The sequence below is a fragment of the Agrobacterium sp. 16-172Ci genome (assembly GCF_053522725.1).
Genome location: NZ_JBNWBW010000012.1, coordinates 12,784 through 26,373, shown reverse-complemented (window position 1 = coordinate 26,373; position 13,590 = coordinate 12,784). Strand labels below are relative to the sequence as shown.

The following is a 13,590-nucleotide window of genomic DNA, read 5'->3' as shown; positions in this document are numbered from 1 at the left end:
GACGGAGCGTGCCGCGGGCTTCATTGATCCGCCGCCAGTTCCTGCTCCACCAGCGTTGCCCAGAACGCCACGCCCGGCACGATGGCCGCATCGTTAAAGTCGTAGGAGGTGTTGTGGTGCAGCGCGCCATCCACCGCCGGACCGTTGCCGAGCCAGACATAGCAGCCGGGCGCTTCGCCTGCGAAGAAGGCGAAATCGTCGCCGGCGGTCGAGGGCGGGAAGGCGTTGCGGGTCCTGTTGCCGAACACTGTTTTGGCGGCCCGGAGCGCCCGTTTCGTTGCATCGGCGTCGTTGATGACGGGCGGAATGCGGCGGATGAACTCATAACTTGCTTCGATGCCGAACATCGCCGCCGTGCCCTTTGCCAGCCTGCCGATTTCCGCTTCCAGCTGGTCGCGCACGTCAGCCGCATAAGCGCGCGCCGTGCCGCCGATTTCGACGAGATCGGGAATGACGTTGAGCGCCTTCGGGTCGCCCGCCTGCACCGAACAGGCGCTGACCACGGCGGGCTGCAGCGGATCGACGACGCGGCCGACGATGGTTTGCAGCGAGGCGAGGAAGGTGCCCGCCGCCGTCACCGGATCGCGGCCGAGATGCGGCTTGGCGCCGTGGGTGCCGATGCCTTTGAACGTGACGCGCCAGCTGTCGGAAGAGGCGAGCTGCGGGCCTTCCACCACCGCCATTTCGTCGACGCCGAGCCCCGGCATATTATGCAGGCCATAGACCGCATCGCAGGGAAACAGGGTGAAAAGCCCGTCCTCCACCATTTTTTTCGCGCCGCCACGGCCTTCTTCCGCCGGCTGGAAAATGAAATGCACGGTGCCGGAAAAATCGCGGGTCTTTGCGAGGTAACGCGCCGCACCCAGCAGCATGGCGGTGTGGCCGTCATGGCCGCAGGCATGCATCTTGCCCGGAAATTTCGATTTATAGGGCCGGTCGGGCACTTCCGGCATGGCAAGCGCATCCATGTCGGCGCGCAGGCCGATGCTGCGGGTGCCGTTGCCCACCTGCAGCGTGGCGACCACGCCGGTGCCGCCGAGACCGCGATGCACCTTCAGCCCGGCACGCTCGAGAAGATCGGCGACGATGGCGCTGGTTCTTTCCTCTTCGAAGCCCAGTTCGGGATGCGCGTGCAGGTCGTGGCGAAGCTCCGTCAGGAATGGCAGGTCCTCGCCGATGCGGTCCAGCAGTCTCATGGGCAGCTTGTCCTTGAATATGGGAAAAACCCGCGTCATAGGTGGGTTCATCCGAATGCCTGTTGCTTTTTTTATCCTCTAGAGCATTTCCAGCAAAAGTGTGTAGCGGTTTTGCGTTCGGAAATGCGTAAACCAAAGAGCCAGGGTATTTCCGTGTTTCGGATAAAAACGGAAATACCCTAGCGGAAAAAGCCAATGAAATGAACCCGCAGTGTCTCTGTGGTTGCTAAAATGACTAATCTGTCGAACGGGATTGGCGTGGCCGAAAACCGCCTGCGCCTTGCGCCATCCCGGTTCTGAAAGGAAAAACCGATGCCGCCATCCGCATCGCCTGCCGCCCATTCTCCCGCCGCGCCGCATGAGTTCTGGCAGGAGATCCATCCGCGCCGCAGCTTCGAAACGGCAGGCCCGCATTCCACCTTTTTTCCGGCGGCGCTGGATGACGGAAGGCAGATATGCCTGCCGATAAGGCCGCTGGCGGATGGCGAACATGCACTGGCCTCTCTGATCGTCAATCAGGCTTCCTTCGAGGTACTGGAGGCGCTGGCCGCGGACCTTGCCGCAAAGCTCGCGCCCTTTAGCCCAGATGTCGTGATCGGCCTGCCGACGCTGGGGCTTACGCTCGCTGCCGCCGTCGCCCGGCATCTCGGCCATTCCCGATATGTACCGCTCGGCACCTCGCGCAAATTCTGGTATCTGGAGGAACTGTCGGTGCCGATGTCCTCCATCACCACAAGGCAGGAAAAACGGCTTTATATCGATCCGCGCATGCTGCCGCTCATCGAGAACCGGCGGGTGGCGCTGGTGGATGACGTCATCTCCAGCGGCAGCTCCATCATAGCGGGTCTTTCTCTTCTCGCCGCCTCCGGCATTCGGCCCGCCGTCATCGGCGCGGCCATGCTGCAATCGGATCGCTGGCGGGAAAAAATCGCCGCTTTCGGGCCGGAATGGCCGGAGCGGGTGAGGGGTGTTTTTTCAACGCCGCTACTCACCAAAGCGGAAGGCGGCTGGCGCACCTGACGAAGCGCAAATTCCGGCAAAAGGCAAGTGGTGATAATTTCACCGCTGCCTAATTTGTGTCTTGCGAAGCTCGAAGAGATCGTCCTAAGATCGCCCCCGACAGACAATAGCGGTCGGCGAACAATGCGCCGGTTTGCTTTCGCGCGGTGTCATCCCGGCGTCTGCCCGCCCCCGTTTTGTTCTTTCCGATGACTGGAATTTCTTCCCATGCATGCAGTGTTTGACGGTCATAATGATGTGCTGCTTCGGTTGTGGCGCAACAGCAAGGCCGGTGCCGATCCGGTGGCCGAATTCAGGAACGGCACGCGCGAAGGCCATATAGACGGCCCGCGTGCAAGGGCAGGCGGCCTCGGCGGCGGCATCTGCGCGATCTATATTCCCTCCGGCGATCTCATCTTGCAGGAACCGGATGAAAGCGGCCATTACAACACGCCGCTCGCCTCCCCACTGGAGCGCCAGCCTTCGCTCGATATCGCCATGGAAAAGGCGGCGATTGCGCTGAGGCTCGACCGCGCCGGCGCGTGGCGGCTTTGCCGCTCCACGGCCGATATCCGCAAGGCCTTTGCCGAGGATATCTTCGCCGCCGTGCTGCATATGGAGGGCTGCGAGGCGATCGACGCCGATCTCGATGCGCTGGAGGTGTTTTACGCCGCCGGCCTGCGCTCGCTCGGCCCGGTCTGGAGCCGGCACAATATCTTCGGCCATGGCGTTCCTTTCTCTTATCCCATGTCTCCCGATACGGCGCCCGGCCTCACCGACGCCGGTTTTGCGCTGGTGAAGGAATGCAACAGGCTCGGCATTCTCATCGATCTCGCGCACATCACCGAAAAAGGCTTCTGGGATGTGGCGAAGACCACCAACCAGCCGCTGATCGCCAGCCATTCAAACGCACATGCGCTTACCCCCGTCGCCCGCAATCTCACCGACAGGCAGATGGATGCCATCAGGGAAAGCGGCGGGCTGGTGGGGCTTAATTATGCCGTGACCATGCTGCGCGCGGATGCGCGCGACATTGCCGATACGCCGCTTTCCGACATGGTGCGCCATATCGATTACATGGTGGAGCGCATGGGCATCGATTGCGTGGCGCTGGGATCGGACTTCGACGGCGCGACGATACCCGTCGGCGTTGCCGATGCGAGCGGCAATCACAATCTGGTTGCGGCGCTGAAATCGGCGGGCTACGGTGATGGAGAACTTGCTAAAATATGCCGGGAAAACTGGCTGCGTGTTTTGTCTGAGGCCTGGCACGAGGCGGCCTGAGAAGAGCTGAAGCGAACCAAATCAAGCTTATAACAAAAGGGGAGATCCTATGATCAAATCGCTCAACAAATCCATGCGCATTCTGAGCACCAGCGCCGCTTTGTCGCTGATGATGCTGGCGGCGCCCCATGCTTTTGCCGCAACGCCGGCCGATACGCTGGTCGAAGGTTTCGCCATCGACGACATCATCACGCTCGATCCGGGCGAGGCATTCGAGCTGTCCGCAGCTGAAGTTACCGGCAACACCTACAGCAAGCTGGTTTCCATCGATCTCAACGACACGTCCAAGGTTATCGGCGATCTGGCCGAAAGCTGGACGACCTCCGACGATGGTCTCACCTATACGTTCAAGCTGAAATCCGGCCTGAAATTCGCGTCGGGCAATCCGGTCACGGCCGATGATGTGGCCTTCTCCTTCGAACGTGCCGTGAAGCTCGACAAGTCGCCGGCATTCCTGCTGACGCAGTTCGGCCTCAGCGGTGACAACGTCACCGAAAAGGCGAAGGCCGCGGATGCGAACACCTTCGTTCTGACGGTCGACAAGCCCTATGCGCCGAGCTTTGTGCTGAACGTGCTGACCGCAACCGTCGCTTCGGTGGTCGACAAGAAATTCGTGACGGAAAAGGCCAAGTCGGTCACGCCGAGCGCCGACTACAAATACGACACGGATTTCGGCAACGAGTTCCTGAAGACCGGTTATGCCGGTTCCGGCCCTTACAAGATTCTCGGCTGGAAGGCCAACGAAGCCGTCATCCTCGAGGCCAACCCGAATTATTACGGCGAGAAGCCGAAGCTGAAGCGTGTGGTCTATCGCCACATGAAGGAAAGCTCGGGCCAGCGCCTGGCGCTTGAGAACGGCGATATCGATGTGGCCCGCAACCTTGAGCCGGGCGACATGGAAGCCGTTTCCAAGAAGGAAGGCCTTGCCGTCACCTCCGCGCCGAAGGGCACCGTCTATTATTTCAGCCTCAACCAGAAGAACGAGAACCTGAAGAAGCCCGAAGTCATCGAAGCCTTCAAATATCTGGTCGACTACGATGCCATCGGTGCGACGATCATCAAGGGCATCGGCGAAATTCACCAGACCTTCCTGCCGAAGGGCCAGCTCGGCGCGCTTGACGAGAACCCCTACAAGCTCGACGTCGCCAAGGCGAAGGAGCTTCTCGCCAAGGCCGGCCTGAAGGACGGCTTCACCGTGTCCATGGATGTGCGCAACACCCAGCCGGTAACCGGCATTGCCGAAAGCGTGCAGCAGACGCTGGCGCAGGCCGGCATCAAGCTGGAAATCATCCCCGGCGACGGCAAGCAGACGCTGACCAAATATCGCGCCCGCACGCATGATATCTACATTGGCCAGTGGGGTTCGGACTATTTCGACCCGAACTCGAATGCGGAAACCTTCACCATCAACTACGACAATTCCGACGAGGGCAAGAACAAGACGCTCGCCTGGCGCAATGCCTGGGACGTTCCTGACCTGACCAAGGAAACCCAGTCGGCGCTTCTGGAGAAGGACAGCGCCAAGCGCGCCGCCATCTATGAAAACCTGCAGAAGGAAGTTCTGGCGAAGGGTCCCTTCGTCATCATCTTCCAGCAGACGGAAGTGGCGGGATATTCCGCCAAGCTGAAGGGCCTGAAGCTCGGACCGAGCTTCGACACCAACTTCGTCTACACCATTTCCAAGGAATGATCCGGAAGGATCGGTCTCTTGAGCATGGTTGAAAGCAACAGCAGGGCGAGGCACGGCAAACGCCGTGCCAATGCCCGCGTGAAAGCCGTTCTCGGCTTCGCCGTCACCGTCATCACCACCTTTCTGGGGCTGATGGCGGTCACATTCTTCATTGGCCGCGTCGTGCCGATCGATCCTGCGCTGGCGATCGTCGGCGACCGTGCGCCTGCGCATGTGGTCGAGCGGGTGCGTGAGCAGCTCGGCCTCAACCTGCCGCTCTGGCAGCAGTTCTTCCTTTATCTGAAACAGGCGCTATCGGGCGATTTCGGCACCTCCGTCCTCACCACCAATCCGGTGATGGAGGATATCAAGCGGGTGTTTCCGGCGACGATAGAACTCGCCACGCTCGGCACTATCATCGGCGCCGTCTTCGGCATTCCGCTTGGCGTGCTTGCCGCCGTCAAGCGTGGCAGCTTTGCCGATCAGGTGGTGCGCGTCATCGGCCTCATCGGTTATTCCGTGCCGATCTTCTGGCTCGGCCTTCTGGCGCTGCTGGTGTTTTACGCCCGGCTGCAATGGGTGGCTTATCCCGGCCGCATGGATATCGTTTATGAATTCACCTTCACGCCGGTCACGGGCTTCTTCCTGATCGACGCGATCTGGCAGCGGCAATGGGACGTGTTGTGGGATCTCTTCCGCCACATCATCCTGCCGGCCTGTCTGCTCGGTTATTTTTCGCTGGCCTATATCAGCCGCATGACGCGCTCCTTCATGCTGAACGAGCTTAGCCAGGAATATATCGTCGCGGCCCGCGCCAAGGGGCTTTCGGAAACCCGCATCATCTGGTTCCACGCGCTGCGCAACGCCGCCGTGCCGCTGGTGACAGTGATTGCACTCTCCTATGCCGGTCTGCTGGAAGGTTCGGTGCTCACCGAAACCATCTTCGCCTGGCCGGGGCTTGGCCTCTACATCACCAATTCCCTGCAGAATGCGGATATGAATGCCGTTCTCGGCGGCACGATCGTGATCGGCGCCATCTTCGTTGGCATCAATCTCTTCTCCGATCTGCTTTACCGGACGCTCGATCCAAGGACGCGCAGCCGATGACCCTTTCGACCGATACGATCAAACCCTATAGCCGCGAATGGCTGCTCTCCGACCGGCCGGCCTCGCGCAGGCAGGCGCGGCTTGGCCGCGCCTATGTCATCTGGCGGCGCTTTTCGGAAAACCGTCTGGCGCTGCTTGGGCTCGGCATCATCATCGCGCTGCTGTTCGTGGCGCTGTTTGCCGATGTTCTGGCGCCGCATAACCCGGTGCAGGGCGATCTGCGCAATGCCCGGCTGTTGCCGCCCGGCACGGAAGGTTATCTGCTTGGCACCGACGATCAGGGCCGCGATATTCTCTCGCGCCTCATTCACGGTTCGCGGCTGACGCTGTTCGTGGTTCTGCTGGTCGCCATCATCGCAGCCCCCGTCGGCCTCATCGTCGGCACGGTTTCCGGTTATGCCGGCGGCTGGGTGGATGCGGTGCTGATGCGCATCACCGATATTTTCCTTGCCTTTCCGAAGCTCGTTCTGGCGCTGGCGCTGGTCGCGGCGCTTGGGCCGGGCATCGAAAACGCGGTGCTCGCCATCGCGCTCACCTCATGGCCGCCCTATGCGCGCATCGCGCGCGCCGAAACCATGACTTTCCGCAATTCCGATTTCATCGCCGCGGTCAAACTCATGGGCGCGTCGCCTTTCCGTATTGTGCTGAAGCACGTTATGCCGCTCTGCCTGTCGTCGCTCATCGTGCGTGTGACGCTGGATATGGCGGGCATCATCCTCACTGCCGCAGGCCTCGGCTTCCTCGGTCTCGGCGCACAGCCGCCGCTGCCGGAATGGGGCGCGATGATCGCTTCCGGCCGCCGCTTCATTCTCGATCAATGGTGGGTCGCGGCCATGCCCGGCGTGGCGATCCTTATCGTCAGCCTCGGTTTCAATCTCCTGGGCGACGGTCTGCGCGATGCGCTGGATCCCAAGGAGGCGGGCCAATGAGCGCGCCGCTTCTGACCGTTCAGAACCTGCGCGTGTCCTTCCCCACCCGCACCGGGCTGGTGGAGGCGGTGCGCGGCGTGTCCTTCACGCTCGGCCGCGAGCGTCTCGGCATCGTCGGCGAATCCGGTTCCGGCAAATCGCAGACCGGCCGCGCCATCATGGGGCTGACCCCGAAAAACGCGCGCATCGAGGCCGATGCGCTGCGCTTCGGCGATATTGATCTGCTCAAGGCGTCTGCAAAAGAGCGGCGGATCATGCGCGGCAAGCGCATGGCCATGATCCTGCAGGACCCGAAATATTCGCTGAACCCGGTCATGACCATCGGCCGCCAGATCATGGAAACCCTGCGCACCCATGAAAAGATCGGCGGCGGCGAGGCGCGTCAGCGCACGCTCGCCATGCTGGAAGCCGTGCAGATCCGCGATCCCGAGCGTGTCTTCGATCTTTACCCGCACGAGGTTTCGGGCGGCATGGGCCAGCGTGTCATGATTGCCATGATGCTGGTCTGCGGCCCGGAACTGCTGATCGCCGACGAACCGACATCGGCGCTCGATGTGACGGTGCAGCTCGAAGTGCTCGATATTCTCGACAAGCTGGTGCGCGACCGCGGCATGGGGCTGATCTTCGTCAGCCACGATCTCAGGCTGGTATCGTCTTTCTGCGACCGCGTTCTGGTCATGTATGCCGGCAAGGTGGTGGAGGAACTGTCCTCGGCCAATCTGAAAGAAGCGAAACATCCCTATACGCAGGGCCTGCTGAACTGCCTGCCGGAAATCGGCGGCCACCGGCATCCGCTGCCGGTTCTGGAACGCAAGCCGGAGTGGCGCGCATGAGTTCAGTTCTTTCCGTTCGCGACATGGTGGTCGATTTCGACGGTTATATCGCGCTCGACCGCGTCAGCATCGATGTGGCCGAGGGTGAATCTTTCGGCATCGTCGGTGAGTCCGGCTCCGGCAAATCGACGCTGCTGCGCGCCATTGCCGGCCTCAACCATTTCGATGAGGGCTCCTTGACGGTGGCGGGGCGCTCCTATGCCGGCAAGCACCGCGACAAGAGCTTCTATAGCGACGTGCAGATGGTGTTTCAGGACCCCTATGGCTCGCTTCACCCGCGCCAGACGGTGGATGCGTTGCTGCTTGAGCCGCTGGTCATCCACGGTCTCGACAATCGCGAGCAGCGCATTGCCCGGGCATTGGACGAGGTGGGCCTCGGTTCCGGCTTCCGCTTCCGTTATTCGCACCAGCTTTCCGGCGGCCAGCGCCAGCGCATCGCCATTGCGCGTGCGCTGATCGTCGAGCCGAAAATCCTGCTGCTGGATGAGCCGACTTCGGCGCTCGACGCCTCCATTCAGGCGGAAATCCTCAACCTGCTCGAACAGGCACGCAAGGATCGCAACCTCACCTTCGTCATGGTCAGCCACGATCTCGGCGTCATCAGCCACATGTGCGATCGCCTTGCGGTGATGAAAAGCGGCAGGGTGGTGGAAATGCTGGAAGCCGAGGCGCTGGAAAGCCGGGAATTCAGCGCGGATTATACAAGGCAGCTGCTGGTGGCGAGCGAGGGCTTCAAGCGCGTTTGAGGTGCCGCTATAGTCGGGTCAAATGACATCTTCCGTCACTGCGGCCTTGAGCCGGAATCCAGCGACCGCGCGTCTGCGCGGTCAGAGACTCTACTGCGATCAAGGACTTGATCGCGCTGGATGCCGGGTCAAGCCCGGCATGACGGACGGTGTCGGCCAAAACAAGGTATCCAGACCATGCAACTGCGCGCCCTGATGTATTTCGACGAACTCGTCCGCACCAATTCCATGCGCGCCGCAGCGGAAAACCTGAATGTCGCGCCGACAGCGGTGAGCCGGCAGATTGAGAACCTCGAATATTATTTCGGCTCGCCGCTGGTGGAGCGTTCCAGCCGCGGCGTGAAGCTGACGGCTGCGGGAGAGCTGCTAGCTGCCCGCGCCGGCAAGACGTTGCGGGAACTCGACCACGTCCACCAGCTCATCGATGATCTAAAGGGCCTGCAGCGCGGCCGCGTCACGGTCTATGCCAATGGTGCGACGGTGGCGAACCTTCTGGCGCCGGTGCTGGCGCAGTTCAGTCTGAAATATCCGAAGTTGCGTTTCGAGGTGCATATTACCAGCGCCCGGCAGGCAATGGAGGCGCTGGGTGCTGCGGAGGCCGATCTGGTCGTCAGCCTGTTTGCCCCTAAGCTTTCTGGCGTGAAAGTGCGCTCTCGCACCCGCATCAGCTACGACGCCATCTTCCCGGCCGGCCATGCGCTTGCCGGGCAGACGGAAGTCTCGCTCAAAGAGCTGGCCAGCCTGCCGCTTGCCCTGCCGGACAAGAGTTTCGCGGCGCGTCAGGCCTTCGACACGCTGTTTGCCGATGCGGGCATCGAGCTTGATCCCGTCTTCATTACCAGCTCTTTGGAAATGCTGAAGGAGCTGGTACTGGGCCACGCCGCCGCCACGCTTTTGCCGGCGCTTTCTGTGGCGCGGGAAATCCGCAGCGGGCAGATGGTCGCCGTTCCGCTCTCCGGCAAGAAGGGCATCCACACCCAGATCGATCTCTGCGTTGCGCCCGACCGGCAATTGTCCTTCGCCGCCTCCAAGCTCGCCGATTTCATCGAGCGCTTCATGCGCGAGGCGACGGCGGGATAAGCGGGACAGTTTGGTCTTTCCGCCCGGAAGGTTGATTTCCATCCGCATTTCCGTGTAGCCATTTCAGCTACACGGAGCACACAAAAATCGAGATTGTGTGTGCGCCTGCAACATGACACTCTTTTTGCAACGGGCGGTCTTCGGAAGGGCAAAAATGCCCCGGCCGCCAGACAGGGGACAATGATGCCACGCACTTATCTTTCGCAGGCGGCAACGCTTTCGCGCCGTACCGCGCTGACCCTTGCATTGGGCACGGCGCTCTGGCTGCCTCTTTCGGCAACGGTTGCCGAAGCCGCGGCGAAAACCGCGCTGACGCTTGGCATGGCGGTGGAGCCGGCCGGTCTTGATCCGACCATCGCCGCCCCCGTCGCCATCGGCCAGGTCACCTGGCAGAATGTCTTCGAAGGTCTGGTGAAGATCGACCGCGAGGGCAAGGTAAAGCCGCAGCTCGCCGAAAGCTGGGAAATTTCCCCTGATGGCAAGACCTATACGTTCAGGCTGCGCAAGGGCGTGACTTTCCATGATGGCGAGGCTTTCGATTCGTCTGTCGCCAAATTTTCGCTGGATCGGGCGCGTGGCGAAAGCTCGGTCAATCCGCAGAAACGCTTCTTCGCCGCCATCGACAGTATAGAGACGCCGGATGCCGCAACGCTGGTGCTGACGCTGAAGCAGCCGGCCGGCAGCCTCCTCTACTGGCTCGGCTGGCCGGCCTCCGTGATGGTGGCGCCGAAAAGCGCCGAGAATAACCGCACCACTCCTGTCGGTACCGGCCCGTTCAAATTCGTGGCCTGGGCCAAGGGCGACAAGGTCGAGTTGCAGAAGAACGACGCCTATTGGGACAAGGCCGTGGCGGTAAAGCTCGACAAGGCGACCTTCCGTTTCGTCTCCGATCCGCAGGCGCAGGCCGCCGCACTGAAATCCGGCGATATCGATGCCTTCCCGGAATTCGGCGCGCCGGAACTGATGACCTCCTTCGATGGCGACGCGCGCCTCGGCACCTTCGTCGGCAATACCGAGTTGAAGGTCGTGGCCGGCATGAACAATGCCCGCAAGCCCTTTGACGACAAGCGCGTGCGTCAGGCGCTGATGATGGCGGTGGATCGCGGCACTGTCATCGAAGGCGCCTGGTCCGGCTTCGGCACGGCCATCGGCAGCCATTACACGCCGAATGACCGCGGCTATATCGATACGACGGGCATTCACCCCTTTGATATCGACAAGGCCAAGGTGCTGCTTGCCGAAGCCGGTTATCCGGATGGTTTCAGCTTCACCATCAAAGCCCCGCAAATGGCCTATGCCCAGCGCACCTCGCAAATCCTGCAGGCGATGTTTGCCGAAATCGGCGTGACCATGACCATCGAGACCACCGAGTTTCCGGCGAAATGGGTGGCGGATGTTCTTAAAGGCGCGGATTACGACATGACCATCGTTGCCCATGCCGAGCCGATGGATATCGATATCTATGCGCGCGACCCCTATTATTTCAATTACAAGAACCCGACTTTCAACGAAGTCGTGGCGAATGTGGAAAAGACGGCGGATGCCGGCGAGCAGGAAAAGCTCTATGGCGAAGCTCAGAAAATCCTCGCGGAAGATGTACCCGCCCTTTATCTTTTCGTCATGCCGAAACTCGGCGTCTGGGACAGGAAGGTGAAGGGGCTTTGGGAAAACGAGCCCATTCCCTCGAATGTGCTGACGGATGTGCATTGGGAAGAGTGACGTTTGTCGATAGCCGTTTCTTCCTTCATGCCGGTCCCCGGGTCGAGCCCGAGGATGATCCGGCATCCAGCCAGCCCAAGTCCTTGGGCTGAAAGGGCTCTCTCCGCCGCGCAGACGCGCGTCGGCTGGATTCCGGCTCAGGGCCGGAATGACGGGAGAGAGATAACTGGACCTTCGACCGCAGGCGAAACAAAGCAAGGAGAAGATGCCAGATGTTAGCCGTCCTCATCCGGCGTCTTTTAAGCCTCGTTATCACCCTGTTTGCCGTTTCCCTCATCATCTATGTCGTCATGGGCCTGCTGCCGGGCGATCCTGCCGCCATCATGCTCGGAACCTCGGCGAGCCCCGATACGCTCGCGGCGCTGCAGAAGCAGATGGGCCTCGATCAGCCGCTGCCGCTGCGTTATCTCCACTGGCTGGCCGGTGTGTTTCATGGCGATCTCGGGCAATCCTATACCTATGGCGTGCCGGTTGCAGGGCTGATCCTGGAGCGGCTGGCCGTTACCCTGCCGCTTGCGCTGCTGGCCGTCTGCCTTTCGGTGGCCATCGCCATTCCGCTCGGCGTGGCGGCGGCGAGGAGCCGCAACGGGGCGCTGGATTTTGCGGCCGGGCTGTTTTCGCATGTGGGCATTGCCGTGCCCGGCTTCTGGGTCGGGCTGCTGCTCATCATCGTCTTTTCCACCACGCTCGGCTGGATGCCGGCCGGCGGTTTTCCCGGCTGGACGCCGAGCTTTTCAGCGGGTCTCACAGCATTGGTGCTTCCGGCGGTCGCCCTTGCGCTGTCGCAGGCCGGGGTTCTCACCCGCGTCTGCCGCTCCGCCGTGCTGGAAGTGATGAATGAGGATTTCGTGCGCACTGCCCGGGCCAAGGGCCTGAGCGAACGGGTGGCGCTGTGGCGGCATGCGGTGCCGAACGCGATGATCCCCGTCGTCACCATGATCGGCCTGCAATTCACCTTCCTCATTGCCGGCGCGGTGCTGGTGGAAAATGTCTTCAACCTGCCGGGTCTCGGGCGGCTTGCCTATCAGGCGCTGACCCAGCGCGATATCGTCGTCATGCAATCCGTCGTGCTGTTTTTCTCGGCGCTGGTGATCGTCATGAATTTCGTGGTCGATATTGCCTATCTCTTCATCGATCCGAGACTGCGGGCAGGTGCGCGATGATGCGATTGATCCGCCGCCGCCCCGCCTTTGCCGTCGGCATCGCCGTCACGGTCTTTCTGGTCGCAGTCGCCCTGCTGTCGCTGGTCTGGACGCCAGTGTCCCCCACCAAGATGCAGATCGTTCAGAAGCTGAAATCGCCCTTCGTTTATGGCGGCCTCGGCACAGATCATTTCGGCCGCGACGTGTTGTCGATGCTGATGGCCGGCGCGTGGAACTCGTTCTCCACCTCCATCGCCGCCGTCGCCATCGGCGCATTTATCGGCACGACCATTGGCGTTGCGGTTGCAGCGCTGCGCGGTTTCACCGAAACCATGGTCATGCGCATCTGCGACATCATCTTCGCCGTGCCGCCCATCCTGTCGGCGATGATGCTGGGCGCCTTCATCGGCACGGGCCGTTTTACCGCCATCATCGCCATCGCCACCTTCATGGTGCCCGTCTTTGCCCGGCTGACGCTGGGGGCGGCGTTGCAGATATGGTCGCGGGAATATGTCACCGCCGCCACCAGCATCGGCCAGAACCGCGCCAAGATCACGCTTTTCCACATCGTACCGAATATATCCAACCAGATCATCGTGCAGGTGACGATCCAGCTCGGTCTTGCGATATTGACGGAAGCAGGCCTTTCTTTCCTCGGTCTCGGCATGCCGCCACCCGCCGCCACCTGGGGGCGGATGCTGGCCGATGCCCAGACCTATCTCGGCACGGCGCCCTGGCTCGCCATCATGCCCGGCCTTGCGATTGCGCTCGCCGTCTTCGGCCTCAATCTTCTCGGCGATGGCCTGCGCGACCTGCTGGACCCGCGCGATACCAGCTGACCGCTCAAAAAAGCTGTCGCCCCCATTTCCTGTTTTTCTGACGAGAC

At 61.5% G+C, this 13,590-nt stretch carries 12 protein-coding genes; 11 read left to right on the top strand and 1 reads right to left on the bottom strand.

Features of this window, described 5'->3' with window-relative positions; translation table 11 throughout:
- Positions 1-20: 20 nt before the first annotated feature.
- Positions 21-1,196, bottom strand: a complete 1,176-nt coding sequence (locus ACQZ40_RS12865) for a M20 aminoacylase family protein (protein ID WP_448748080.1) — start codon at positions 1,194-1,196, stop codon at positions 21-23.
- A 312-nt stretch (positions 1,197-1,508) separates the two neighbouring features.
- Between ACQZ40_RS12865 and ACQZ40_RS12860 the strand changes: the two genes are divergently transcribed.
- The 11 genes from ACQZ40_RS12860 (at position 1,509) to ACQZ40_RS12810 (ending at position 13,543) form a co-directional block, all read left to right on the top strand.
- Positions 1,509-2,216, top strand: a complete 708-nt coding sequence (locus tag ACQZ40_RS12860; protein ID WP_448748079.1) for a phosphoribosyltransferase — start codon at positions 1,509-1,511, stop codon at positions 2,214-2,216.
- Positions 2,217-2,423: 207 nt separating this feature from the next.
- Entirely contained in the window at positions 2,424-3,479 is a 1,056-nt protein-coding gene (locus tag ACQZ40_RS12855) for a dipeptidase (RefSeq protein ID WP_448748078.1), read from the top strand.
- Positions 3,480-3,528: 49 nt separating this feature from the next.
- On the top strand, positions 3,529-5,169 hold the full coding sequence (locus ACQZ40_RS12850) for an ABC transporter substrate-binding protein (protein ID WP_142845236.1): 1,641 nt from the start codon (positions 3,529-3,531) through the stop codon (positions 5,167-5,169).
- An 18-nt stretch (positions 5,170-5,187) separates the two neighbouring features.
- Entirely contained in the window at positions 5,188-6,255 is a 1,068-nt protein-coding gene (locus tag ACQZ40_RS12845; RefSeq protein WP_080820577.1) for an ABC transporter permease, read from the top strand.
- On the top strand, positions 6,252-7,184 hold the full coding sequence (locus ACQZ40_RS12840) for an ABC transporter permease (RefSeq protein ID WP_080857872.1): 933 nt from the start codon (positions 6,252-6,254) through the stop codon (positions 7,182-7,184). Before ACQZ40_RS12845 ends, ACQZ40_RS12840 begins: the two co-directional genes overlap by 4 nt.
- Positions 7,181-8,017, top strand: coding sequence for an ABC transporter ATP-binding protein (locus ACQZ40_RS12835; protein ID WP_080857873.1), 837 nt, complete (start codon positions 7,181-7,183; stop codon positions 8,015-8,017). Before ACQZ40_RS12840 ends, ACQZ40_RS12835 begins: the two co-directional genes overlap by 4 nt.
- Entirely contained in the window at positions 8,014-8,763 is a 750-nt protein-coding gene (locus ACQZ40_RS12830) for an ABC transporter ATP-binding protein (protein ID WP_065655289.1), read from the top strand. The genes ACQZ40_RS12835 and ACQZ40_RS12830 overlap by 4 nt, the downstream gene beginning before the upstream one ends.
- A gap of 177 nt (positions 8,764-8,940) precedes the next feature.
- A complete protein-coding gene (locus ACQZ40_RS12825; RefSeq protein WP_080857874.1) occupies positions 8,941-9,843 on the top strand; it encodes a LysR family transcriptional regulator in 903 nt (300 codons plus the stop codon).
- A 183-nt stretch (positions 9,844-10,026) separates the two neighbouring features.
- Positions 10,027-11,562: an ABC transporter substrate-binding protein gene (locus ACQZ40_RS12820; protein WP_448748077.1), complete on the top strand. Its 1,536-nt coding sequence runs from the start codon at positions 10,027-10,029 to the stop codon at positions 11,560-11,562.
- 212 nt (positions 11,563-11,774) lie between these two features.
- On the top strand, positions 11,775-12,725 hold the full coding sequence (locus tag ACQZ40_RS12815) for an ABC transporter permease (RefSeq protein WP_448748076.1): 951 nt from the start codon (positions 11,775-11,777) through the stop codon (positions 12,723-12,725).
- On the top strand, positions 12,722-13,543 hold the full coding sequence (locus ACQZ40_RS12810; protein ID WP_448748075.1) for an ABC transporter permease: 822 nt from the start codon (positions 12,722-12,724) through the stop codon (positions 13,541-13,543). Before ACQZ40_RS12815 ends, ACQZ40_RS12810 begins: the two co-directional genes overlap by 4 nt.
- Positions 13,544-13,590: the final 47 nt, after the last annotated feature.